The organism is Albidovulum aestuarii, from assembly GCF_029961185.1.
Classification (GTDB): Bacteria; Pseudomonadota; Alphaproteobacteria; order Rhodobacterales; family Rhodobacteraceae; genus Albidovulum; species Albidovulum aestuarii.
In genome coordinates this window covers 44305-66867 of record NZ_JASBQQ010000007.1, presented here as the reverse complement: position 1 = coordinate 66867, position 22563 = coordinate 44305, and the positions used below count along the sequence as shown (strand labels likewise).

Below are 22563 nucleotides of genomic sequence, written 5' to 3'. Positions count from 1 at the left end.
CAGACATGACCGATCGTGGAACACCCCTTGTCGAGCTTCGCGACATCTCCATCGCTTTTGGCGGCATCAAGGCTGTCGATCACGTCACCGTCGATCTTTACCCGGGTGAGGTTGTCGGCCTTCTCGGCCACAATGGCGCCGGTAAGTCGACGCTGATCAAATGCCTGTCGGGCGCCTATCAGGCCGATAGCGGCGAGGTGTACATCAACGGCGAAAGGGCGGTGATCGAAAATCCCCGCGATGCGCGGCGGTACAACATCGAGACGATCTACCAGACGCTGGCCTTGGCCGACAATCTCGATGCGGCATCGAACCTTTTCCTCGGGCGCGAGCTTGTGTCGCCCCGGGGGCTGGTGGACGACGTGCGGATGGAAGCCGAAACGCGCAAGATCATGGCGCGGCTCAATCCGAACTTCCGAAAGTTCAACGTGCCGGTCTCGGCGCTTTCCGGCGGTCAGCGCCAGTCGGTCGCCATTGCCCGTGCGGTCTATTTCAACGCCCGCATCCTGATCATGGACGAGCCGACCGCCGCCCTTGGTCCTCATGAAACGCAAATGGTGGCGGAGCTGATCGAGGAACTGAAGGCGCAGGGTTTGGGTATCTTCCTGATCGAACATGACATCCACAACGTCATGAAGCTCTGCGACCGCGCGAGTGTCATGAAAAACGGTCAGCTCGTGGGAACGGTGAACGTAAACGAGGTCACGGATGAGGATATTCTCGGGATGATCATCCTCGGCAAACAGCCGGAAAAGACCGCCTGATGTATCTCGGCCTTGACCTCGGCACATCGGGTTTGAAGGGCGTCGTCATCGACGACGCCCAGAAGATCGTGGCCGAGGCAACCGCGCCGCTGACAGTCTCGCGGCCGCATGAGGGTTGGTCGGAACAGTCGCCCGCCGACTGGATCGTCGCAGCAGAAACGGTATTGAACGCAATTCCCGCGAGGATCCGAGCTGCGATCAGGGGCATCGGGCTCTCCGGCCAGATGCATGGCGCGGTGTTGTTGGACCGTGCCGATGATGTGCTGCGTCCCTGTATCCTGTGGAACGACACCCGCGCGCATGAAGAGGCGGCAGCGCTGGATGCGAACCCGGTTTTCAGGCGGCTTACCGGCAATATCGTGTTTCCCGGCTTCACCGCGCCGAAGCTTCTATGGGTGAAAAGCCATGAGCCCGCACAGTTCAACAGGGTGGCGCGGGTGCTTTTGCCGAAGGACTATCTGCGTCTTTGGCTGACCGGAGAACATGTGGCGGAGATGTCGGATGCGGCTGGCACAAGCTGGCTCGATACCAGCAAGCGTGACTGGTCAGACGAACTGCTTGCTGCGACCGGGCTGGACCGTGGTGCTATGCCCCGGCTGGTCGAAGGCTCTGATCGATCCGGAATATTACGCCCCGAACTCGCGGATCGTTTCGGTCTACCGAAAGGTGTCGTAGTCGCTGGCGGGGCAGGCGACAACGCCGCTGCGGGTATTGGAGTTGGCGTTGTAAAAGCCGGACAGGCCTTCGTCTCGCTCGGGACGTCCGGCGTGTTGTTTGCCGCAAATGAAGGCTATCGGCCCGCCCCGGCGACGGTAGTACACACCTTTTGCCACGCCCTGCCGGGCAAGTGGCATCAGATGGGCGTGATACTTGCCGCGACAGATGCACTGAATTGGTTTGCCCGGATCGCGGGGTCGGCTTCCGCAGACTTAACTGAAGGCTTGGGGGGCCTTAAGCCACCGGGAAAGGCCCGGTTCCTGCCCTATCTTGGTGGTGAACGGACGCCGCTAAACGATGCTTCGATTCGTGGCGCATTCATTGGCTTGGAACATGATACTGACCGGAATGCTGCAACCCGGGCTGTACTGGAGGGTGTGACCTTCGCGATCCGCGATTGCCGTGATGCGCTGGCCGCGACCGGCACGAAGATTGAGCGCCTGCTGGCCGTCGGCGGAGGGTCGAGGTCCGACTACTGGCTGTCGGCTATCGCTACCGCGCTCGGCACGCCAGTCGCAGTTCCTGTTGCCGGTGACTATGGCGGGGCATTCGGCGCGGCCCGCCTCGCGATCATGGCAACCACGGGAACTGGCGCTGAAATCACCGCGCTGCCGACCATTGCCAAAACCATCGACCCGGTAGCCGCGCTGACAGAGGCTTTCGATGAAGGCCATGCACGCTACCGCGCCGCCGCAACTGCCATCAAGGGGCTGACATGACTGATTTTTTCAAGGGTATTCCCGAAATCCGCTACGAAGGCCCCGACAGCGGCAACGAATTCGCCTTCCGCCACTACAACCCGGACGAGATGGTCATGGGCAAACGGATGGAGGACCATCTGCGCTTTGCTGTGGCCTACTGGCACAGCTTCGCCTGGCCCGGCGGCGATCCGTTTGGTGGACAGACTTTCGAACGGCCCTGGTTCGGCGATACGATGGATCTGGCAAAGATGAAGGCCGATGTTGCTTTCGAGATGTTCGATATCCTCGGCGCGCCCTTCTTCTGCTTCCATGACGCGGACGTCCGTCCAGAAGGTGCGACTTTCGCCGAAAGTCTGCGCAATCTGGAAGAGATCGTCGATTATTTCGCCGCGAAGATGGAAACCCATAGCACCCGTCTGCTCTGGGGTACCGCGAACCTCTTTTCCCACCGCCGCTTCATGTCGGGGGCCGCGACCAATCCCGATCCGGAGGTTTTTGCCTATGCCGCGGCGACGGTGAAAAGTTGTATGGATGCGACCCATAAGCTGGGCGGTCAGAACTATGTGCTTTGGGGTGGACGTGAAGGTTATGAGACACTTCTGAACACTGATTTGAAGCGTGAGGCCGAGCAGGCCGGCCGGTTCCTGGAGATGGTCGTTGAGTACAAGCATAAGATCGGCTTCAAGGGTGCGATCCTGATCGAACCGAAACCTCAGGAACCGTCAAAGCATCAATACGACTACGACGTCGCGACGGTCTATGGGTTCCTCAAACGGTTTGGGCTGGAAGGTGAGGTGAAGGTCAACATCGAACAAGGCCATGCGATCCTTGCGGGGCATTCGTTCGAACATGAGATCGCGCTGGCCGCGTCGCTCGATCTCTTCGGGTCGATCGACATGAACCGGAACGATTACCAGTCAGGCTGGGACACCGATCAGTTCCCCGACAATGTCCCCGAAATGGCGCGGGCCTATTATGAGATTCTGCGGGCGGGCGGTTTCACCACTGGCGGCACGAACTTCGACGCCAAACTCAGGCGCCAGAGCCTCGACCCCGACGACCTGATCCTTGCACATGTCGGCGCAATGGATGTCTGCGCGCGGGCATTGAAAGCAGCTGTTGCGCTTCTGGAAGACGGTGCGCTCGAACGCGCCCGCGAGGCACGTTATGCAGGTTGGGACACGACTGACAGCAAGGCGATGCTGGGCAGCGGATTGGCTGAAATTGCCGGACAGGTCCTGTCGAAAGGAATCAATCCGCAGCCCCGGTCGGGACGTCAGGAAAGGTTGGAAAACCTCTGGAACCAGTTTGTGTGACACCGGGCGCGTCGTGTCGCATTAACTTTTCCGCTTTAACAAGCTATTGATATTGCGTGAATAGTCCGCGAGCGTTCGCGTTCGCGGACGTCAAAATTAAGCTTAACAGATCCGTAACCATTCACTCTCTACCTTGGCGGCAAGATCGGGCTTGGGGTGGCCCGGCGCAACCTGGGAAGGGAGTTTGCCTGATGGCCGCCCCACTGTTTGAATTTCGCGACGACGCCGTCCTGAACACTCAGCCGAGCGTCTATGTCACTCATGGAAAGCGTGTTCTGGACATAGGTCTGGTTTTTCTCGCGCTCCCCGTCATATTGCCTGTTCTGGGTATCATTCTGGGGATTACGGCGCTTTTCGGCGGTCAGCCGCTTTATTCGCAGTATCGCATTGGTAGGAATGGAGCCGCTTTTCGCTGCTGGAAGGTTCGCACGATGGTTCCGAATGCGGACCGGGCGCTTGCTGCCATTCTTCGTGATGATCCTGTGTTGGAACAGGAATGGCGGCAAAACCAGAAGCTGGCCCACGACCCCCGTGTCACAAGGGTGGGCGCGATCCTGCGAAAGACCAGTCTCGATGAATTACCGCAGCTTTGGAACGTTCTGGCGGGGGAGATGAGCTTGGTCGGCCCAAGGCCGTTTCTGCCGGAACAACAAGCGCTCTATGACTGCCGACCATGTAGGGCGAGTTACTATGCAATGCGCCCCGGCATTACCGGGTCATGGCAAGTGGGTCGCCGCAACCGGAGCTCTTTTGGTGAGCGCGCGCTGTTTGACGACGATTATTCAGAACAAATCAGTCTGCTGACCGACCTGTCTATCCTGTTTCGAACGGTGGGCGTCGTCCTGCGGGCGACGGGCGTCTAGCCGAACCGCTTCCAGATTGCCCCGTCACCGAGGCCGTCAACAAACGTCGCGTGAGCGGCCCGTTCGGCCTCGGTGATCCGAGGAGGCAGTGAGGATGGACGGGGCGCGGGGCGCCAGGCTGTCGCCTGCGTGGTTTCTTGCGTCGATTCAGCAGACGCGAGACCAAAATCCGGTTGCCGCCCGCCGATCAGCTCCAGATAGACCTCGGCCAGAAGCTCACTGTCGAGGAGAGCGCCGTGTTTTTCCCGCGCGGAGTTGTCGATCCCGAAGCGGCGGCAAAGTGCGTCGAGCGATGCGGGTGAACCGGGAAACTTGCGGCGGGCCACAGCGACAGTATCAAGCGCGCGGTCCATGGACAGGACCTGCAGGTTGGCCCAGCCAAGCTCCGCGTTCAGGAATTTCATATCGAAGCTGGCATTGTGGATCACCAACCGGGAGTCCTCACCGATGAAATCCAGGAACGCCTGACCCACTTGCGCGAAGAGCGGTTTGTCGCGCAAAAAATCGTCGCCAAGCCCATGCACCTCGAACGCCTCTTTCGGCATGGCACGTTCTGGGTTGATGTATTGGTGGTAGGTCCGCCCCGTGGGCATATGGTTCAGCAGTTCAATCGCGCCGATTTCAACAATGCGGTGTCCCTCGGCCGGCTCAAACCCGGTGGTTTCCGTATCGAGGACGATTTCACGCATGCTCTGCTCCGATCCTTGCGATCAGGTTTCGCACGGCAGCGCGGGTCTCATCAAGGGTGAGCGTTTCGATGACATAGGTCGCACGGGCGCGCTTTTCCGCATCCGGCATCTGCCGCGAAAGGATGCTTTTAAACTGGGCGTCGGTCATGCCGGGACGGGCGAGGACGCGGGAGCGCTGGATATCAGCCGGGGCGGTGACGACAAGGGTCGCGTCCATCATGGTGTCGGCCCCAGTTTCAAAGAGCAGCGGTATATCAAGCACAATAAGGGGTGCATTGCTGTCTGCAATGAAAGCTGCGCGGTCAGAGGCGACAAGCGGATGAACGACTGCTTCGATGCGGGTCATAGCGCCGGGGTCGCGGGCGATCCAGTCTTTAAGACGGGTCCGGTCCACCGCATCGCCGACAACCGCCTCCGGGCAGAGCGCCGCGATTTCTGAAACGGCCGCACCGCCCTTGGCATAAAGCCGGTGCACGGCGGCATCTGCATCCCATACAGGCACACCTTCGTCCGCAAACATCGCGGCAGTCGTCGATTTACCCATGCCAATGGAGCCCGTCAGGCCAAGCAGAAAGGCCCTGTTCATGCGCCGAGGACCACGTCCCTCGTGGCCTGATCGACCTCGGGTCGGGTTCCGAACCAGCGTTCAAAGGCGGGAGCTGCCTGATGCAGCAACATGCCGAGCCCATCGACGGTGACACACCCTATTGCCGCCGCCTGTTCGAGAAGAGTTGTGCGGAGAGGGGTGTAGACGAGATCGGTAACGACTGCCTTTGGTGATAGAGCGTCAAGCGGAATGCGAAATTCCGGCTTTCCCTCCATCCCGAGGGAGGAGGTATTCACCACCGTGGTCGCGTCTTCCATCATGTTTCCGGCCTGTACCCAGTCATGCACGATGACCTTGGCGCCAAATTCCGAACGCAGAGCCTCGGCCCGGTTGCGGGTACGGTTGGCAAGGCGGATTTCCGGCACGCCGACCTCGATCAGCGAGGCGATCACAGCCCGCGCACCGCCGCCCGCGCCGATCACTGCGGCGGGTCCGGCAGATGCAGTCCAGCCGGGCGCGTTTTGCTTCAGATTGGCAATGAAGCCGTAACCATCTGTATTGTCAGCGTGAATCCGGCCATCCTTGCGGAAGATCAATGTATTTGCGGCCCCGATCAATGCTGCGCGGTCAGTCACCACATCTGCCAAAGCCAGCACGGTCTCCTTATGGGGTATCGTCACATTAACACCCACAAAACCTGCTTTTGGCAGGGTGGTGATTACCTCTTTCAGATCGGATTGCGCGACATCCATTGGTATATAGTGTCCGCGAATGCCGTAGGTCTTCAGCCAATGGGTGTGCAACCGTGGCGACTTGGAGTGTGCCACGGGAGAGCCGATGACACCGGCCAATGGAATGCGTGGGTGGTCGATCATGTGGCGATGTCGCCCCGAATGCCGAGCCAGGTCAAGAGCTCGATCAAAGGCAGACCGAGAACATTGAAGTAATCACCTTCAATGCGGGAAAAAAGCCGCACCCCTTCCTCCTCCAGCTTGTAGCAGCCGACGGTTTCGCGAATGCTGTCCCAGTTGTGTGTGACATAATCGTCGAGATAGGCATCCGAGATATTGTGCATCGTCAGGCGAACTTCGCCAATATGGCGCCAAATCGGTTTGCCTCCCTCAACGATGACCGCCGCTGAAAGAAGGCGGTGGGTCTGACCGCGCAGGCGACGAAGCTGGTCATGGGCGTCATCGGGATGAGCGGGTTTGGCAAAAACCTCGCGCCGGCATTCCAGGATCTGATCGCAGCCGAGCACCAGTGCGTCGGGTTGCTTGTCGGAGATCTTGCGGGCTTTCATCTCGGCCAGAGTGTCGGCAAGATCGCGGGGGCTGGCATCTTCGGCGACGAGGGCCGCGCGTATCGCTTCTTCATCGATCCTTGCCGGTATGACCTCGACCCCAAGGCCCGCATTGAGCAATAGCTGTGCACGGACTTCGGAACCGGATGCGAGGATAAGTCGGCGGGGTGTTGGGAGAGTCATGGGGACGGGTCTGTGGACAAGAGCAGGTGCAAAGTTGTGGCTGATTGTGTTGAAAACACGGATCACGATGGTGCTGGGGGAAAATCGGGGTTTCTGTCAAGGTGCGGGTCGATTTCTCCCATTGTGCATGTATGAGGCAACATCATGTGGACGTCTCGATCAAAGGCCTGGCCGGGGATTGATTCATCCACACACCATCTAAAGTGTCTTTATCTATATGTTTGATTATAAATGCTAATTTTTTGGGATTGTTAGATCTTTAAGCTTTATACGGAGTTTTGCACAGAACTGTCCCGTTGTGGGAAAGTTGCCCGGATCTGTTGTAATCCCCATCATCCACAGGGCTTACATCAACCACATCTCTTTTCTTTATCTTTACTTTATTTAGGAAGGGCAGCGAAGACGGGTTGAAAACAGGCGAGGAACGATGACGGACTTACTGGCAACCATCTATCCTTGGACCAAGGCACTGCACATCATTTCTGTGATTGCCTGGATGGCAGGCATTTTCTACTTGCCTCGTCTTTTCGTCTATCATGTCGAGAAAGTTGAGAAGGGCAGTGAAACTGATCGCCTGTTTCAGGAGATGGAGCGAAAACTGCTCCGGGTGATCATGAACCCGGCGATGATCGGGGTGTGGGTCTTTGGTCTCGCACTTGTCTTTACGCCGGGGATTGTGGTCTGGAGTGAGGTCTGGCCCTGGACGAAGGCAGTGGCGATTCTGGGAATGACATGGTTTCACCACTGGCTTGGATACCGGCGCAAAGATTTTCTGGCAGGAACGAATATACGGACCGGCCGTACTTATCGGCTGATGAATGAAGTGCCGACGGTTCTGATGGTGGTCATCGTCTTCTCGGTCATTCTGAAGTTCTGAGCGAACATTGACTCACACGGATCGCAAGGTTATGTGCTTTTGAACCCCGCCGTCCGGACTGGGGACTTTCCCTTGATGATCCATCGCGCCGCCTGACGGGCCGCGCCATACTGATCGGTTTTCCCCATGACTCTTGAACGCCTGAACCTTGCCGACCTGAAGGCAAAAAGCCCCGCCGACCTGCTGTCGATGGCGGAAGAGCTGGAGATCGAGAACGCCTCGACCATGCGCAAGGGCGAGATGATGTTCTCGATCCTGAAGGAATATGCCGAGGAAGGCTGGGAGGTCGGCGGCGACGGGGTGCTGGAAGTGCTGCAGGACGGGTTCGGATTTCTGCGCTCGCCGGAAGCGAACTATCTGCCGGGTCCGGACGATATATATGTTAGCCCGGATATGATCCGGCAGTATTCACTGCGCACCGGCGATACAATCGAAGGCGTGATCCGTGCGCCCGGTGAAAGCGAGCGATACTTCGCACTGACAAAGGTGCGAGAGATCAATTTCGAAGATCCGGAGAAAGCACGTCACAAGGTGGCGTTCGACAACCTGACCCCGCTTTATCCGGACGAGCGGCTGAAGATGGAGATCGAGGACCCGACGATCAAGGACCGCTCGGCCCGGATCATCGATCTTGTCGCGCCGATCGGGAAAGGGCAGCGGGGCCTGATCGTGGCGCCGCCGCGAACCGGTAAGACGGTGCTGTTGCAGAATATTGCCCACTCGATCGAGAAGAACCACCCGGAATGCTATCTGATTGTACTGCTGATCGACGAGCGGCCGGAAGAAGTTACGGACATGCAGCGCAGCGTGAAGGGTGAGGTTATCTCCTCCACCTTCGACGAACCGGCGACGCGTCACGTGGCGGTCAGCGATATGGTGATCGAGAAGGCCAAGCGGTTGGTGGAGCACAAGCGGGATGTGGTGATCCTGCTCGATTCCATTACTCGCCTGGGTCGGGCGTTTAACACGGTCGTCCCCTCATCCGGGAAGGTTCTGACCGGCGGTGTGGATGCGAATGCACTCCAGCGGCCGAAGCGGTTCTTCGGTGCTGCGCGGAATATCGAAGAAGGCGGATCTCTGACGATCATTGCGACGGCCCTGATCGATACCGGCAGCCGGATGGACGAGGTGATCTTTGAGGAATTCAAGGGCACGGGTAACTCGGAAATCGTGCTCGACCGCAAGGTCGCGGATAAGCGGGTTTATCCGGCAATGGATATCCTCAAGTCCGGTACCCGGAAAGAGGACCTGCTGGTCGACAAGAACGATCTGCAGAAGACCTATGTCCTACGCCGCATTCTGAACCCGATGGGCACGACGGATGCGATCGAATTCCTGATCTCAAAGCTCAAGCAGACGAAGACGAACTCCGAGTTCTTCGATTCGATGAACGCCTGACTTGTTGTTATAAAACAATAGGTTAATGTTATGGACACGATCTATGCCTTGGCATCGGCTCGGGGTAAGGCCGGCGTTGCCGTAATCCGGATTTCCGGCCCTTCGGCTTGGTCAGCTGTTGAGGCTCTCGCAGGCAGCTTGCCGGAGCCACGACAGGCGGGGTTGCGCCGGTTGGCGGTTGATGGCGATGTACTGGACGAGGCGCTTGTACTGACATTCGCGGAAGGTGCGAGCTTTACCGGTGAACAGTCGGCAGAGCTGCAGCTTCATGGTGCGACTGCGACCGTAGCGGCAGTTCTGGCGGCTCTTGGTCAGCTACCGGGGCTGCGGATGGCAGAGGCGGGAGAGTTTACGCGCCGGGCGCTTGAGAACGGCCGATTGGACCTCGCCCAGGTCGAAGGCCTTGCGGACCTTATCGAAGCGGAAACCGAGGCCCAGCGGAAACAGGCTTTGCGGGTTCTGTCGGGTGCGGTTGGGGACCGGGCAGAAATCTGGCGGCGGGATCTGATCCGGGCCGCAGCATTGATCGAAGCAACAATTGATTTTGCTGATGAGGACGTACCTGTTGATGTAACGCCCGAGGTATTGGGGTTGGTCGATAAGGTTGCACAATATCTGGTGAAGGAACTTGCCGGATTTGGTGCATCGGAGCGCATTCGTGACGGGTTTGAAGTAGCAATTGTCGGACGGCCCAATGCAGGCAAGTCCACGTTGTTAAACGCACTGGCCGGTCGGGACGCTGCGATCACGTCGGAGGTAGCGGGAACCACGCGCGATGTGATCGAGGTTCGGATGGACATCGCCGGTCTTTCGGTGACGTTGCTGGACACGGCCGGATTGCGGGATACCACGGATGTGGTGGAGGGGATCGGCGTTGAGCGGGCCTTGCAGCGCGCGCGTCAGGCGGACCTGCGGGTGTTTCTGACGGATGGCGATTCCATGAGCCTGCTCGACCCCTTGCCAGAAGATATCGTCGTGATTGCCAAGGCTGATCTCATGTCGGACAGATCGCAGAATGGATTGGCCGTATCCGGTAAAACAGGACTAGGGCTGGGCGAACTGATCTCGCTGATTGCGGAACGTCTTGGTGACTGTGCGGCCGGTGCTGGCGTTATTACGCGGGACCGCCACAAGGTTGCGATTCAGAATGCGATCAGGGCTATGGAATCGGCGCGAAATGAGATAGTGCAGGGGCCCGAACGGATCGAGCTCGCGGCTGAGAATCTGCGGCAGGCGATACGGGCGCTCGATTCTCTTGTCGGCCGGGTCGATGTGGAGCATCTGCTTGATGAGATCTTTGCCAGCTTTTGCATCGGCAAATAGGGAGTGTTTCACGTGAAACATTTTGACGTCGTGGTTGTTGGCGGAGGGCACGCCGGAACGGAAGCAGCGCATGCTTCCGCGCGCCTTGGCGCGGCAACGGCGCTGGTTACGCTGCGGCGGGATACAATTGGCGTCATGTCCTGCAATCCGGCAATAGGGGGTCTCGGTAAGGGTCACCTTGTTCGCGAAATAGATGCTATGGACGGTGTTATGGGCCGTGTGGCGGATATGGCTGGCATCCAGTTCCGGCTGCTTAACCGGCGCAAGGGGCCCGCCGTTCAGGGCCCACGGGCACAAGCGGACAGGCGGTTGTACCGGGAGGCAATGCTGTCGGTCACAGAAGCGCAGTCAGACTTAACAATCGTTGAGGGTGAAGTCGTCGACTTTCGGATGGAGGGCGGCAGGATTGTCGGAATCGTTCTTGCCGATGGCGCTGAAATCGCAGCGAAATCTGTGGTTCTGACGTCCGGCACATTTCTGCGCGGCGTAATCCATATTGGCAATGTCAGTCGTCCCGGTGGGCGCATGGGGGATCGCCCCTCCGTGCCGCTGGCCGAACGGATCGAGGCGCTTGGCCTGCCGCTAGGGCGCTTGAAAACCGGCACACCACCTAGGCTGGACGGCCGCACGATTGCGTGGGACAGGCTAGAGCGTCAACCCGGGGACAATGAGCCAACGCTGTTTTCATTCCTGCACCGCAAGCCGTTCGTCCGTCAGGTCGATTGCGGAATTGCCTATACGAATGAGCGGACGCACGAAATTATCCGGGAGAATCTCAGCAGGTCTGCTATGTATGGCGGCCATATAGAGGGCGTCGGTCCGCGGTATTGCCCGTCTATCGAGGACAAGATTGTCCGTTTCGCGGACAAGACATCGCATCAGGTTTTCTTAGAGCCGGAAGGCCTGGACGACCCGACCGTCTATCCGAACGGAATTTCCACTTCATTGCCGGAGGACGTGCAGGAGGCATATGTCCGTTCGATCGACGGGCTTGCGAATGTAACTATCCTTCAACCGGGCTACGCGATCGAATACGACTATGTCGACCCGCGGTCGCTCACATCGACGCTCGCCGTCAAGGCTGTTCCGGGGCTATATCTTGCAGGCCAGATCAATGGAACCACCGGATACGAGGAAGCTGCCGCTCAGGGATTGGTTGCTGGTCTGAACGCTGCGCGTGCGGCGAAAGGTGCGGAAGCGCTGACTTTTGCCCGATCGCAAAGCTATATTGGCGTGATGGTTGATGACCTTGTGACGCGTGGCGTAAGCGAACCCTACAGGATGTTTACCTCACGCGCAGAGTTTCGGTTGTCCTTGCGGGCTGACAATGCCGATCAGCGATTGACCCCGTTAGGAATCGAGATTGGGTGTGTGGGCGCGGATCGCAGAGAGCAATTCGACAGGAAGTTGGAAGCGTTGACATCAGGCAGGGCATCGCTGGAGGCATTGACGCTGACACCCCGCGAGGCGGCGACATATGGAATTGAAGTCGGCCAGGACGGCCGTCGTCGTTCAGGCTTTACGCTCTTGAGTTTCCCCGGCGTATCGTTCAGCGCTCTGGAGCAGGCAGATCCTGGCCTGTCGGCGCTGTCTGATGACATTAAGGAACAGCTGAAGCGTGACGCAACCTATGCGACCTATATTGAACGTCAGCAGGCGGATGTGGCGGCAGTCCGACGCGATGAAGGCCATGAAATTCCTAAGGATTTTGACTATTTTGCACTCCCGGGCCTGTCGAACGAACTCAAAGAAAAGCTTTCCCGGATCCGTCCCACAACACTGGCGCAAGCGGGCAGGGTCGATGGAATGACGCCGGCGGCTCTGACTTTGATCCTAGCGATGCTGCGGAGATTTGAACGGGTTCGCAGCGCAGGATGACGGCCGAACGTCATTTGATTGAAGGGCGTGATGTTTCACGTGAAACAATGACGCGACTTGCGCGGTATGAAGATCTGCTGCGCAAATGGAATCCGGCGATCAATTTGATTGCTCGATCTACCGTCGATTCAATCTGGGACCGCCACTTTCGTGATTCGATTCAAGTGTTCGATGTTGCCCCGGAATCCGCGAAGAGTTGGGCTGATCTTGGATCAGGTGGAGGGTTTCCCGGAATGATCGCCGCAATTCTTGCGGCAGAGGAACGACCGCACCAGCATGTGACTTTGGTCGAAAGCGATCAGCGAAAAGCCGCGTTCCTAGCCACAGTTGCGCGCGAAACAGGCGTAGATGTAACGATAATTTCCGAAAGAATTGAAGATGTTGAGCCTCTCGGGGCCGATATCTTATCAGCAAGGGCTCTGGCGCCCCTTTCACACCTTCTCGAATATGCCGAGCGGCATTTGGCCCCCGGTGGCATTGCGCTTTTCCTCAAGGGTGCTGCCTGGCGTGAAGAAGTGCAACAGGCCCTTGAATCCTGGCGCTTCAGCTATGAGAACAGGGTAAGCGTTACTGATCCAGCCGCTACCGTTCTGACAATCGGAGGAATTTCGCGTGTCTGATCCGACCCGTCCGCCAGGGCCGAAAATCATCGCCGTCGCCAACCAAAAGGGTGGGGTTGGCAAGACGACGACCGCGATCAACCTCGCCGCGGCGCTGACCGAAGAAAACATGAATGTTCTTCTTGTTGACCTCGATCCACAGGGCAATGCGTCTACAGGTCTCGGGGTGGAGCCGGCCAGCCGCGAACTCACAACATACGACTTGCTGCTTGAAGAAGCAGAACTGATGGATGTGATTCGCGCGACAAAGGTGGAGGGGCTCTGGATCTGCCCGGCCACGACGGACCTTTCTTCGGCGGATATCGAGCTTGTAGCCAATGAAAAGCGCAGTTTTCTTCTTCACGACGCGTTGCGGCAACCAGCTGTCGATTTCTTTGACTTCGATTACATCCTGATTGATTGCCCGCCCTCACTTAGCCTGCTGACCGTCAACGCCATGGTCGCGGCGCATTCCGTGCTGGTGCCGCTTCAGGCAGAGTTCTATGCGCTTGAGGGGCTGTCGCAGCTCATGCTCACAATCCGACAGGTGCGCCAGTCGGCCAATCGCGATCTTCGCATCGAAGGCGTAGTTCTGACCATGTATGATGGCCGCAACAACCTTTCCACTCAGGTGGAGGCGGATGCCCGCGCCAACTTGGGTGAACTTGTGTATAAGACCGTTGTGCCCCGCAATGTCCGCCTTTCCGAAGCGCCATCTTACGCGGTACCGGTTCTGACCTACGATACGATGTCAAAAGGCAGCATGGCCTATCGCGCGCTAGCGCAGGAAATGCTGGCCCAACACAAACTCCGGACGTAAGGGGGCAGAGATGGCGGACAAGAAACCGGAACGGCGCGGTCTCGGGCGGGGCCTGTCGGCACTTATGGCCGACGTCAATCTTGAAGAGCCAGCGAGCCGTGATCCCGACCGGCCGCGCCGCGCCGATACCCGTCTGCCGGTCGAAAAGCTGGAACCAAATCCGGACCAGCCCCGCCGTGATTTTTCTGCCGAGGCGTTGGAGGAGCTTGCCGCCTCGATCCGCACCAAAGGGGTAATCCAACCCCTTATTGTTAGAGTTAATCCAAGAAAATCAGATAGTTACGAAATTGTCGCAGGTGAGCGCCGCTGGCGTGCCGCGCAGATCGCCCAGCTTCATGACGTTCCGGTCCTGATCCGCGATTTCTCCGATACCGAGGTTCTGGAAGTCGCGATTATCGAGAACATTCAGCGCGCCGATCTGAACGCGGTGGAGGAAGCGATGGCCTATCGCCAGCTCATGGACAGGTTCGGGCACACGCAGGAGAAGCTGGCCGAGGGCCTGTCGAAAAGCAGAAGCCATATCGCAAACCTTCTGCGCCTTCTCACCTTGCCCGGCGAGGTTCAGGCCTGGCTTCGCGAAGGCAAGCTGACCGCAGGACATGCCCGCGCGCTTGTCACTACTGAAGATCCGACCTCGCTCGCGCGTCAGGTTATCGCCAAGGGCCTTTCGGTGCGCGAAACCGAACGGTTGGCCAAGGCGCCCGCGAAAAAGCCCGCCATTCACGCAGCCCGACCAGAGAAAGACGCCGATACCCGTGTGCTGGAACAGGATCTCTCTGCGCATCTGAAGATGAAGGTTGTGATCGACCACAAGGGGCATGACGGTGGCCAGCTTGTGATCACCTACAAAACGCTCGATCAGCTGGACGAACTCTGTCAGGTTCTGAGCACGACCCGATAGCCGGTTCAACCGTCGGGTCGTGTCCAGATGAATACAGAGACGCCCACCAATACGATCACCTGAACGAGAAGGGCGCTCATCGGCGCACCAAACAGCACGGCCAATAGGAAGGCGGTCAGGATGGAAATCGTCGCAGCCCATTTCGCTCGTCGCCCAATGGCCCCCCGGTCGCGCCAGTTTTCAATCGGTGGCCCAAATACAGGATGAGACAACAGCCAGTTGTGAAGCCGCTCTGATCCCCGGGCGAAGCAGAATGCCGCGAGCAGCAGGAACGGCACCGTCGGTAGAAGCGGAAGGAATATGCCTACCGTCCCGAAGGCCAGCGCCAGACTGCCCGCAACCAGCCAGACCGACCGGATCATGGCAGCAACTCGCGGATCAAAGCGTTCAGAACCGCACGCCCTGATGTGGTAGCCCTGATGCGGTTTCCCACCCGCTCAACCATCCCAAGTCCGGACAGCTTCTCAACGGCGCCGGAATCCAGTTCGCGACCGGACAACATACGGAAGCGCCCGGTATCAGTGCCCTCGGTTAATCGAAGCGACATCATCAGGTATTCGCCGGCCTGATCCGGGGGCGGAACAACCTGCCTTGCCGTTTCGCCGTGCCCGGCCCGCTCGACTTGCTCCAGCCACATGGTCGGGGAAAGCGGTGTTTCCGTTGCCCATCTCTGACCGCCGAGCGTCAACCGTCCATGCGCGCCGGGACCGATCCCGGCATAGTCGCCGTAGCGCCAGTAGATCAGGTTGTGTCGACTTTCGCAGCCCACTCGCGCATGGTTTGAAATCTCATAGGCGGGCATACCAAGATCTGATAAAATATCCTGTGTTTCCAAATACATATCTGCGGCCAGATCCTCATCCGGCAACCCTCGTAATCCGCCCGCTGCGTGGCGTGCGCCAAAAGCCGTTCCGTCCTCGATAGTCAGCTGGTACAGCGAGATATGATCGACTGCCATCGCAGCCGCATTTTGTAATTCCTCTCGCCAACTGGCCAGATTCTGACCCTGCCGTGCGTAGATCAGATCGAAGCTGACCCGCGCGAAGGCATCCCGCGCCACATCAAAGGCTGCGCGGGCCTCTGCCACAGAATGTAGCCGACCCAATCTCTTCAGATCGGCTTCGTTCAGTGCCTGAATGCCCATTGAAACGCGGTTGACCCCGGCCTCGGCATAGGCCCGAAATCTTCCTGCCTCGACCGAGCTGGGATTGGCCTCCAGCGTGATCTCGATATCATTGGCCAGCGGCCAACTTGCCCGGACCTTGCCGAGGATCGCGGCCACAAGCCCTGGGTCCATCAGCGACGGTGTACCCCCGCCGAAGAAGACCGTGTTCAACACTCGGCCGGACGTTTCCGCGCTGACGCGCTCGATTTCTGCCAGATAAGCATGGGCCCAGCGGGTCTGATCAATGTCGGCCGCGACGTGCGAATTGAAATCGCAATAGGGGCATTTTGAGGCGCAGAAGGGCCAGTGCAGATAGAGCCCGAACCCGCCATGCCGCCAATCCTCCATGGGCTCAGCCCTTAAAGGCTGTAACTTCGATTTCGACCAGCATCTCCGGCTTAATCAATCCTGCGATCACCATCGTTGCGGCGGGGCGGATCTCGGCGAAAGCCTCGCCAAGCGCAGGAACCAAGTCCTCCACCAGATTGGCATCAATGACGGTGTACTGAACCCGAACGATGTCCTCCATCGTAAAGCCGGCCTCATCCAGAACCTTACGGATCGTGGCAAAGCAGTTCCGCGCCTGATCGGCGACGTCATCGGGTAAGGCCATCGTCGCATAGTCATAGCCTGTCACGCCGGAAACGAAGCACCAGCCACCCTTAACGATTGCCCGGCTGTAACCCATTGTTTTTTCAAAGGGCGAACCCGTAGATATCCGCTTCATGCGCCGATCCTTTCAAAACAGGCGACCAGCTTTCCGAACGCATCCGCGCGGTGGCTGATCCGGTTTTTCTCTGCCGGGTCCATTTCGGCAAAGGTAATATCATACCCGTCCGGCTGGAACATCGGATCATAGCCATGGCCCTGCGCACCACGCATCGGCCAGACGACCTGACCATCAACCTTGCCTTCGAACACCTCGTCGTGCCCATCGGGCCAGGCCAGAACCATGGTTGCACGAAACCGGGCGCTGCGCGGGTAGGGCGCACCCGCAGCTTCCAGTTCATCCCAAGTCCGCGTCATGGCCTTGATGAAATCCCGGCCCTGCGGGGTTTCAGCCCAATCAGCGGTGTAAACACCCGGCGCACCGCTGAGACCGTCCACCTCGATGCCGCTGTCATCGGCCAAAGCAGGCAGGCCGGTCGCCGTCGCGGCCGCATGCGCCTTGATCCGGGCGTTACCAACGAAGGTCGTCTCGGTTTCGGCAGGCTCCGGCAGCCCCATTTCGGTCGCACTGACGCACACGATACCATAAGGCAAGAGCAGGGCCGCGATCTCCTCCAGCTTGCCCTTGTTGTGAGTCGCCACCAAAAGCTTCTTGCCGGAAAATTTCCGCATCAGATCGCCGCCCTTTGCGCCTCGACCATTTGCGAAATGCCCGCCTCGGCATGATCCAGAAGCTTCGACATCTCATCACGGGAAAACGTCGCGCCTTCAGCCGACATCTGCACTTCGATCAGCCGTCCCCGCCCGGTCAGGATGAAATTGCCGTCCGTCCCGGCCTCGCTGTCCTCGGCATAGTCGAGGTCGAGCACCGGCTGACCGGCATAGATGCCGCAAGAAACGGCAGCGACGTGATCGACGATCGGATCGCTGGTGACCGCGCCCGCCTTGATCAGCTTATTCACGGCCAGCCGCAGCGCGACCCAGCCCCCGGTGATGGAGGCGCAGCGGGTGCCGCCGTCGGCCTGGATCACATCACAGTCGACTACGATCTGGCGTTCACCCAAAGCCACCCGGTCCACACCGGCCCGCAGTGCGCGCCCGATAAGCCGCTGAATTTCCTGTGTTCTGCCGGACTGCTTGCCTGCCGCCGCCTCGCGCCGGTTGCGGGTATTGGTGGCCCGCGGAAGCATCCCGTATTCCGCCGTAACCCAACCGAGGCCAGTGCCCTTCAGGAAGGATGGCGCCTTGTCCTCCACCGACGCGGTGCACAGAACATGCGTGTCCCCACATTTGATCAGACACGACCCTTCGGCATGTTTCGTCACCCCTGTCTCGATGGAGACGGCGCGCATTTGATCGAGTTTTCGGCCGGAGGGTCGCATGAAAAGTCCTTTCTCGCTGTTGCCGCCAGTTACTAGCGGCGGACCCGGTGATGCAACCCCGATTGACGGCGACCGCGCTGAGCCATTTACTGTCGGCTGCCCTATATATGTGACCATGGACGACAAAGCGAAAATCCTGTCCGAGATGAACGACCGCTCGCGTGAAGTGTTTCGCCGGGTGGTTGAGGGCTATCTCGACAGCGGCGATCCGGTCGGCTCGCGCACCCTGACCCGCACGATGAGCGAAAAGGTCTCAGCCGCGACGATCCGCAATGTGATGCAGGATCTGGAATTCCTGGGCCTGCTCGACAGCCCCCATACCTCGGCGGGCCGCATCCCGACGCAATTGGGCCTGCGCATGTTCGTCGACGGGCTGATGGAGGTTTCGACGCTCTCCTTGCAGGATCGCGAGGCGATTGATGCGACCACCGGCGGCAATGAACCCGGTGTCGCCTCGCTGCTTGACCGGGTGGGGCAGGCCTTGTCGGGCATAACCCATGGGGCAAGTCTTGTGCTGACCCCGAAACACGAAGCGCCGATCCGCCATATCGAATTCGTCAGCCTCGGCCATGACCGGGCGCTGGTGGTTCTGGTCTTCGCCGATGGTCATGTCGAAAACCGCGTTTTTGCACCGCCACCTGGCCAGACCCCATCCTCCATGCGCGAAGCGGCGAACTTCCTCAACGCGTTGGCGGAAGGTCGGACCATGTCCGAACTTCGTGCACACATGACCCACGAAATCACCCGGCGTCGGCAGGAACTCGACGCGGCCGCCCGCGCGCTTGTCGAAAGCGGGCTCGCCGTCTGGGAGAATCCCGGCGAATCCCATGAACGCCTTATCGTGCGCGGCCGCGCTAATCTCATCGATCAGGCCGATGAGGCCGATCTGGAACGTATCCGGACACTCTTCGACGATCTGGAGCGCAAACGCGATATTGCCGATTTCCTCGAACTGGCCGAAGCGGGCGACGGTGTGCGCATTTTTATCGGTTCAGAGAACAAGTTATTCTCACTTTCGGGTTCCTCTCTGGTGGTGTCTCCCTATATGAACGCTGACCGTAAGATCATCGGCGCCGTGGGCGTGATCGGTCCGACGCGGCTCAATTACGGGCGCATCGTACCGATCGTTGACTACACGGCGCAGCTTGTCGGGCGACTTCTGTCGGGCGAGCGTAAGGGATAGACCATGAGTGAGATGAAGAAAGACGAGATTGCTGAGGATCAGGCGCTGATGGGCGATGAGGGGCTTGAAGCCGATATCGTTGCCGATGAGCTTGAGGCGCTGCGCGCCGAACGCGACGAAATGCGCGACCGCTTCATGCGGGCGCTGGCGGACGCCGAGAACATCCGCAAGCGCGGCGAACGTGACCGGCGCGAGGCGGAGCAATATGGGGGTTCGAAACTCGCCCGCGACTTGCTGCCGGTTTTCGACAACCTCAAGCGTGCTTTGGATGCAGCCGGTGATGAGACGCGCGAAGTCGCCAAGGGCCTTATTGAGGGCATCGAGCTGACGATGAAGGAACTGATCTCGGTTCTGGGCAAGCATGGGGTGGAACCGGTCGTGCCTGAGATCGGCGACCGGTTCGATCCGCAACTGCATCAGGCGATGTTCGAAGCGCCTGTGCCAGGAACCAAGGCGGGCGACATCATTCAGGTGATGACCGAAGGCTTTATGCTGCACGAAAGGCTTTTGCGTCCTGCACAGGTGGGCGTGAGCTCTACACCGAAGTCGTGATTTCTAATGGGTGAGGTGGGTTTAAACCCACCTTACTTGTCCAGAAACGCCCTCAATTCGTACAAGGCCGAAAGCGCATCAAGTGGGGTCATCTCGTCCGGATGAAGTGCGGCAAGACGCTCTTCCAGTTCTGACGGGTCTTTTACGGACCGAGGCGGCGCGACCGAGGCGGCGCTGAAGAGTGGAAGGTCGTCAATGAGGGTGTGCTTGCGCGTGCCGCCCTCGCGTTCGCCCTTTTCCAGCGCGTCCAGCACGACTTTCGCCCGTTCGACCACCGCCGTCGGCAGTCCGGCAAGGCGGGCCACCTGTACGCCATAGCTGCGGTCGGCGGCACCCTTGCGGACCTCGTGCAGGAAGATCACCTCACCTTCCCATTCCTTGACGGCGACCGTGGCGTTTTCCACTCCGTCGAGCTTTTGCGAAAGCGCGGTCATCTCATGGTAATGCGTGGCGAAAAGCGCGCGGGCGCGGTTCGCGTCATGCAGATGTTCCAGCGTCGCCCAGGCGATGGAGAGCCCGTCATAGGTCGCCGTGCCCCGCCCGATCTCGTCAAGGATTACCAGCGCGCGGTCGTCGGCCTGATTGAGGATGGCGGCGGTTTCCACCATCTCGACCATGAAGGTCGACCGCCCGCGCGCAAGGTCATCGGCGGCACCGACCCGGCTGAACAACTGGCTGACCAGCCCGATATGGGCGCGCCGCGCGGGAACGAAACTGCCTGCCTGTGCGAGAAGCGCGATCAGCGCGTTCTGGCGCAGGAAGGTCGATTTACCGGCCATGTTCGGACCGGTCAGCAGCCATATCGCCGGGGTATTACCATCGGTCAGCAGGCAATCGTTGGCGATGAAGGGTTCGCCTAAGCGCTTCAGCGCCCGTTCCACGACCGGATGGCGGCCGCCCTCGATCTCGAATGCGCGGCTTTCGTCCACCTGGGGTTCGCACCAGTCCTCTCCCTTCGCCAGGTCGGCGAAGGCGGCGGTCAGATCGATCTCTGCCAGCGCCCGCGCGGCCGCGGAAATCAGCGCCGAGGCATCCAGAATCATCGCTTTCAGGCCGTCATAGAGCCTTTTTTCGATCTCCAGCGCCAGATTTCCGGCGTTGAGGATCTTCGTCTCCATCTCCGAGAGCGGCACCGTGGTGAAGCGCACCTGATTGGCCGTGGTCTGCCGGTGGATGAAGGTTTCATTCAAGGGCGCCGACAGCATTTTCTCCGCATGGGTCGCGGTCGTCTCGATAAAATAGCCCAGCACATTGTTGTGCTTGATCTTCAGGCTCTGAATGCCGGTCCGCGCGGCGTAGTCCGCCTGCATTTTGGCAATCACGCCACGCCCCTGATCGCGCAGCTGGCGCGCCTCGTCCAGTTCGGCGTTGTGGCCGGGGGCGATGAAGCCACCGTCACGCACAAGCAAGGGCGGTTCGGCCACCAGGGCGTCATCGAGAAAGGCGACAAGGTCGTCAAAGCCCAGAAGGTCCGCCGCTGCCCGGGCGATCCGGTCGGGAACCTCGCCCGTCAACCGTCCGGCAATGCGCCCGGCCTCTGCAAGTCCGGCGCGGATCGCGGTCAGGTCGCGCGGCCCGCCCCGGTCAAGTGCAAGCCGCGACAGCGCCCGGTCCATGTCGGGTGTCTTGCGCAGGTCGGTGCGCAGGTTTTCGGCCAGCCGCGCTTCGCCAGCAAGGAATCGCACCGCCTCGAGCCGCGCATGGATTTCAGAAAGATCGCGCGACGGCGCCGACAATCGCCGCTCCAACAGACGTGCACCCGCAGCGGTGACGGTCCGGTCGATGGCGGCGATGAGCGAACCATCGCGCCCGCCGGATAGGGCCTGCGTGATCTCCAGATTCCGCCGGGTTGCTGCGTCAATCTGAACCGATCCACCGGGCGCTTCTTTCACCGGTGGGCGCAAAAGCGGTAGTTTGCCGCGCTGGGTCAGGTCGAGATATTCGACGATGGCCCCCATGGCCGAGGCCTCGGCCCGGTCGAAGGTGCCGAATGCGTCGAGCGTCGTCACATCATAAAGCGCACAAAGTCGCTTTTCGGCGCCGGTGCTGTCGAAGGACCCGCGTGACAGAGGCGTCATAGCGGCCCCGGAATCAGACACTATTCCGGCCAGATCGGCCTCTTTCACTTCGCTCACGACCACCTCGCGCGGGGCGAGGCGGGCAAGCTCGGGGGAAAGACGCGACAGAGGACAGGGGATCACCCGGAACTCACCGGTTGAGATATCGACCCAGGCCAAAGCCGCCTCATCCCGAACCTCGGCCCAGGCGGCCAGGAAGTTGTGTCGCCGCGCTTCGAGAAGCGTTTCCTCGGTCAGCGTGCCAGGGGTCACCAGCCGCACCACATCGCGGGCGACCACGGATTTCGAGCCGCGCTTCTTGGCTTCCGCCGGGTCCTCCATCTGTTCGGCAATGGCGACGCGGAACCCCTTGCGGATCAGCGCCAGCAGATAGCCTTCGGCGGAATGGACCGGCACGCCGCACATCGGGATATCCTTGCCCAGATGCTGGCCGCGTTTCGTCAGCGCGATGTCCAGCGCCGCCGCCGCCGCCTCGGCATCGTCAAAGAACATCTCATAAAAGTCGCCCATCCGGTAGAACAGGAGTGCATCGGCATAGCGCCCCTTGATCTCCAGATACTGCGCCATCATCGGCGTCACATTGCCGTCCTGAGCGTTCACGGCTCCTCCCTCGTACTTCCGCGCGACCCTACAAAACCGCGTCTCCGGGGAAAAGCGG

23 protein-coding genes are annotated in these 22563 nt (G+C 59.7%); 13 read left to right on the top strand and 10 right to left on the bottom strand.

The features are described 5' to 3' along the window. Positions 1-5: 5 nt before the first annotated feature. The 4 genes from QKW60_RS15455 to QKW60_RS15440 all read left to right on the top strand — a co-directional run bounded on the left by QKW60_RS15455 (position 6) and on the right by QKW60_RS15440 (position 4361). The gene (locus QKW60_RS15455; RefSeq protein WP_282370007.1) at positions 6-764 is read left to right on the top strand and encodes an ATP-binding cassette domain-containing protein; all 759 of its coding nucleotides are present in this window, start codon (positions 6-8) and stop codon (positions 762-764) included. Beyond that, positions 764-2200, top strand: a complete 1437-nt coding sequence (gene xylB, locus QKW60_RS15450; protein ID WP_282370006.1) for a xylulokinase — start codon at positions 764-766, stop codon at positions 2198-2200. Before QKW60_RS15455 ends, xylB begins: the two co-directional genes overlap by 1 nt. After that, positions 2197-3498: a xylose isomerase gene (gene xylA / locus QKW60_RS15445; RefSeq protein ID WP_282370004.1), complete on the top strand. Its 1302-nt coding sequence runs from the start codon at positions 2197-2199 to the stop codon at positions 3496-3498. Before xylB ends, xylA begins: the two co-directional genes overlap by 4 nt. A 191-nt stretch (positions 3499-3689) precedes the next feature. Beyond that, complete coding sequence (locus QKW60_RS15440) at positions 3690-4361, top strand: sugar transferase (RefSeq protein ID WP_282370002.1); 672 nt, start codon at positions 3690-3692, stop codon at positions 4359-4361. Here the strand turns inward: QKW60_RS15440 and dnaQ are convergent. The 4 genes from dnaQ to QKW60_RS15420 are packed head-to-tail and all read right to left on the bottom strand — an operon-like array spanning position 4358 to position 7080. Then, positions 4358-5050, bottom strand: a complete 693-nt coding sequence (dnaQ, locus tag QKW60_RS15435; RefSeq protein WP_282370000.1) for a DNA polymerase III subunit epsilon — start codon at positions 5048-5050, stop codon at positions 4358-4360. The genes QKW60_RS15440 and dnaQ overlap by 4 nt on opposite strands. Next, positions 5043-5636: a dephospho-CoA kinase gene (gene coaE / locus QKW60_RS15430; protein WP_282369998.1), complete on the bottom strand. Its 594-nt coding sequence runs from the start codon at positions 5634-5636 to the stop codon at positions 5043-5045. The genes dnaQ and coaE overlap by 8 nt, the downstream gene beginning before the upstream one ends. After that, positions 5633-6472: a shikimate dehydrogenase gene (locus QKW60_RS15425; protein ID WP_282369996.1), complete on the bottom strand. Its 840-nt coding sequence runs from the start codon at positions 6470-6472 to the stop codon at positions 5633-5635. The genes coaE and QKW60_RS15425 overlap by 4 nt, the downstream gene beginning before the upstream one ends. Beyond that, positions 6469-7080, bottom strand: a complete 612-nt coding sequence (locus tag QKW60_RS15420) for a Maf family protein (RefSeq protein ID WP_282369994.1) — start codon at positions 7078-7080, stop codon at positions 6469-6471. Before QKW60_RS15420 ends, QKW60_RS15425 begins: the two co-directional genes overlap by 4 nt. A 427-nt stretch (positions 7081-7507) precedes the next feature. On the opposite strand from QKW60_RS15420, the gene QKW60_RS15415 reads away from it, so the two are divergent. The 7 genes from QKW60_RS15415 (at position 7508) to QKW60_RS15385 (ending at position 14876) form a co-directional block, all read left to right on the top strand. Further along, positions 7508-7957 (top strand): CopD family protein, encoded by a 450-nt coding sequence (locus tag QKW60_RS15415; protein WP_282369992.1) that lies wholly within the window; start codon positions 7508-7510, stop codon positions 7955-7957. Between the two features lie 126 nt (positions 7958-8083). Further along, positions 8084-9355: a transcription termination factor Rho gene (gene rho, locus QKW60_RS15410; RefSeq protein WP_282369990.1), complete on the top strand. Its 1272-nt coding sequence runs from the start codon at positions 8084-8086 to the stop codon at positions 9353-9355. A gap of 30 nt (positions 9356-9385) precedes the next feature. Beyond that, on the top strand, positions 9386-10678 hold the full coding sequence (gene mnmE / locus QKW60_RS15405) for a tRNA uridine-5-carboxymethylaminomethyl(34) synthesis GTPase MnmE (RefSeq protein WP_282369988.1): 1293 nt from the start codon (positions 9386-9388) through the stop codon (positions 10676-10678). 3 nt (positions 10679-10681) lie between these two features. Beyond that, positions 10682-12556, top strand: a complete 1875-nt coding sequence (gene mnmG / locus QKW60_RS15400; protein ID WP_282369986.1) for a tRNA uridine-5-carboxymethylaminomethyl(34) synthesis enzyme MnmG — start codon at positions 10682-10684, stop codon at positions 12554-12556. Then, positions 12553-13176 (top strand): 16S rRNA (guanine(527)-N(7))-methyltransferase RsmG, encoded by a 624-nt coding sequence (rsmG, locus tag QKW60_RS15395; RefSeq protein WP_282369984.1) that lies wholly within the window; start codon positions 12553-12555, stop codon positions 13174-13176. Before mnmG ends, rsmG begins: the two co-directional genes overlap by 4 nt. After that, positions 13169-13975 carry a ParA family protein gene (locus QKW60_RS15390; protein ID WP_282369982.1) on the top strand — a complete coding sequence of 269 codons (807 nt, stop codon included), beginning with the start codon at positions 13169-13171 and terminating at the stop codon, positions 13973-13975. Before rsmG ends, QKW60_RS15390 begins: the two co-directional genes overlap by 8 nt. Before the next feature lie 10 nt (positions 13976-13985). Continuing rightward, on the top strand, positions 13986-14876 hold the full coding sequence (locus QKW60_RS15385) for a ParB/RepB/Spo0J family partition protein (protein WP_282369980.1): 891 nt from the start codon (positions 13986-13988) through the stop codon (positions 14874-14876). A gap of 5 nt (positions 14877-14881) precedes the next feature. Here QKW60_RS15385 and QKW60_RS15380 read toward each other — a convergent pair whose 3' ends face one another. From QKW60_RS15380 to rph, 5 genes are read right to left on the bottom strand one after another with little or no spacing between them, the layout of a single operon-like run. Beyond that, positions 14882-15238 carry a YbaN family protein gene (locus QKW60_RS15380; protein ID WP_336619168.1) on the bottom strand — a complete coding sequence of 119 codons (357 nt, stop codon included), beginning with the start codon at positions 15236-15238 and terminating at the stop codon, positions 14882-14884. Next, positions 15235-16389, bottom strand: coding sequence for a radical SAM family heme chaperone HemW (gene hemW / locus QKW60_RS15375; RefSeq protein WP_282369978.1), 1155 nt, complete (start codon positions 16387-16389; stop codon positions 15235-15237). The genes QKW60_RS15380 and hemW overlap by 4 nt, the downstream gene beginning before the upstream one ends. 4 nt (positions 16390-16393) lie before the next feature. Beyond that, a complete protein-coding gene (locus QKW60_RS15370) occupies positions 16394-16768 on the bottom strand; it encodes a RidA family protein (protein WP_282369976.1) in 375 nt (124 codons plus the stop codon). Continuing rightward, a complete protein-coding gene (gene rdgB, locus QKW60_RS15365) occupies positions 16765-17382 on the bottom strand; it encodes an RdgB/HAM1 family non-canonical purine NTP pyrophosphatase (protein ID WP_282369973.1) in 618 nt (205 codons plus the stop codon). Before rdgB ends, QKW60_RS15370 begins: the two co-directional genes overlap by 4 nt. Next, on the bottom strand, positions 17382-18092 hold the full coding sequence (gene rph, locus QKW60_RS15360; protein ID WP_282369971.1) for a ribonuclease PH: 711 nt from the start codon (positions 18090-18092) through the stop codon (positions 17382-17384). Before rph ends, rdgB begins: the two co-directional genes overlap by 1 nt. Positions 18093-18207: 115 nt before the next feature. On the opposite strand from rph, the gene hrcA reads away from it, so the two are divergent. Next, the gene (gene hrcA / locus QKW60_RS15355; RefSeq protein WP_282370197.1) at positions 18208-19275 is read left to right on the top strand and encodes a heat-inducible transcriptional repressor HrcA; all 1068 of its coding nucleotides are present in this window, start codon (positions 18208-18210) and stop codon (positions 19273-19275) included. Positions 19276-19278: 3 nt separating this feature from the next. Beyond that, on the top strand, positions 19279-19827 hold the full coding sequence (locus QKW60_RS15350; RefSeq protein WP_282369969.1) for a nucleotide exchange factor GrpE: 549 nt from the start codon (positions 19279-19281) through the stop codon (positions 19825-19827). A gap of 32 nt (positions 19828-19859) precedes the next feature. Here QKW60_RS15350 and mutS read toward each other — a convergent pair whose 3' ends face one another. Further along, positions 19860-22475 (bottom strand): DNA mismatch repair protein MutS, encoded by a 2616-nt coding sequence (gene mutS, locus QKW60_RS15345; protein WP_282370196.1) that lies wholly within the window; start codon positions 22473-22475, stop codon positions 19860-19862. Between the last annotated feature and the right edge of the window lie 88 nt (positions 22476-22563).

Bases quoted from the DNA above. Each gene is read 5' to 3' on its own strand.
- QKW60_RS15350 (WP_282369969.1), top strand. From the start codon at position 19,279: ATGAGTGAGATGAAGAAAGACGAGATTGCTGAGGATCAGGCGCTGATG.
- dnaQ (WP_282370000.1), bottom strand. From the start codon at position 5,050: ATGCGTGAAATCGTCCTCGATACGGAAACCACCGGGTTTGAGCCGGCC.
- QKW60_RS15420 (WP_282369994.1), bottom strand. From the start codon at position 7,080: ATGACTCTCCCAACACCCCGCCGACTTATCCTCGCATCCGGTTCCGAA.
- rho (WP_282369990.1), top strand. From the start codon at position 8,084: ATGACTCTTGAACGCCTGAACCTTGCCGACCTGAAGGCAAAAAGCCCC.
- rsmG (WP_282369984.1), top strand. From the start codon at position 12,553: ATGACGGCCGAACGTCATTTGATTGAAGGGCGTGATGTTTCACGTGAA.
- coaE (WP_282369998.1), bottom strand. From the start codon at position 5,636: ATGAACAGGGCCTTTCTGCTTGGCCTGACGGGCTCCATTGGCATGGGT.
- QKW60_RS15385 (WP_282369980.1), top strand. From the start codon at position 13,986: ATGGCGGACAAGAAACCGGAACGGCGCGGTCTCGGGCGGGGCCTGTCG.
- QKW60_RS15425 (WP_282369996.1), bottom strand. From the start codon at position 6,472: ATGATCGACCACCCACGCATTCCATTGGCCGGTGTCATCGGCTCTCCC.
- hrcA (WP_282370197.1), top strand. From the start codon at position 18,208: ATGGACGACAAAGCGAAAATCCTGTCCGAGATGAACGACCGCTCGCGT.
- hemW (WP_282369978.1), bottom strand. From the start codon at position 16,389: ATGGAGGATTGGCGGCATGGCGGGTTCGGGCTCTATCTGCACTGGCCC.
- QKW60_RS15370 (WP_282369976.1), bottom strand. From the start codon at position 16,768: ATGAAGCGGATATCTACGGGTTCGCCCTTTGAAAAAACAATGGGTTAC.
- xylB (WP_282370006.1), top strand. From the start codon at position 764: ATGTATCTCGGCCTTGACCTCGGCACATCGGGTTTGAAGGGCGTCGTC.
- QKW60_RS15455 (WP_282370007.1), top strand. From the start codon at position 6: ATGACCGATCGTGGAACACCCCTTGTCGAGCTTCGCGACATCTCCATC.
- xylA (WP_282370004.1), top strand. From the start codon at position 2,197: ATGACTGATTTTTTCAAGGGTATTCCCGAAATCCGCTACGAAGGCCCC.
- QKW60_RS15415 (WP_282369992.1), top strand. From the start codon at position 7,508: ATGACGGACTTACTGGCAACCATCTATCCTTGGACCAAGGCACTGCAC.
- QKW60_RS15380 (WP_336619168.1), bottom strand. From the start codon at position 15,238: ATGATCCGGTCGGTCTGGCTGGTTGCGGGCAGTCTGGCGCTGGCCTTC.
- rph (WP_282369971.1), bottom strand. From the start codon at position 18,092: ATGCGACCCTCCGGCCGAAAACTCGATCAAATGCGCGCCGTCTCCATC.
- rdgB (WP_282369973.1), bottom strand. From the start codon at position 17,382: ATGCGGAAATTTTCCGGCAAGAAGCTTTTGGTGGCGACTCACAACAAG.
- QKW60_RS15440 (WP_282370002.1), top strand. From the start codon at position 3,690: ATGGCCGCCCCACTGTTTGAATTTCGCGACGACGCCGTCCTGAACACT.
- mutS (WP_282370196.1), bottom strand. From the start codon at position 22,475: ATGATGGCGCAGTATCTGGAGATCAAGGGGCGCTATGCCGATGCACTC.
- mnmE (WP_282369988.1), top strand. From the start codon at position 9,386: ATGGACACGATCTATGCCTTGGCATCGGCTCGGGGTAAGGCCGGCGTT.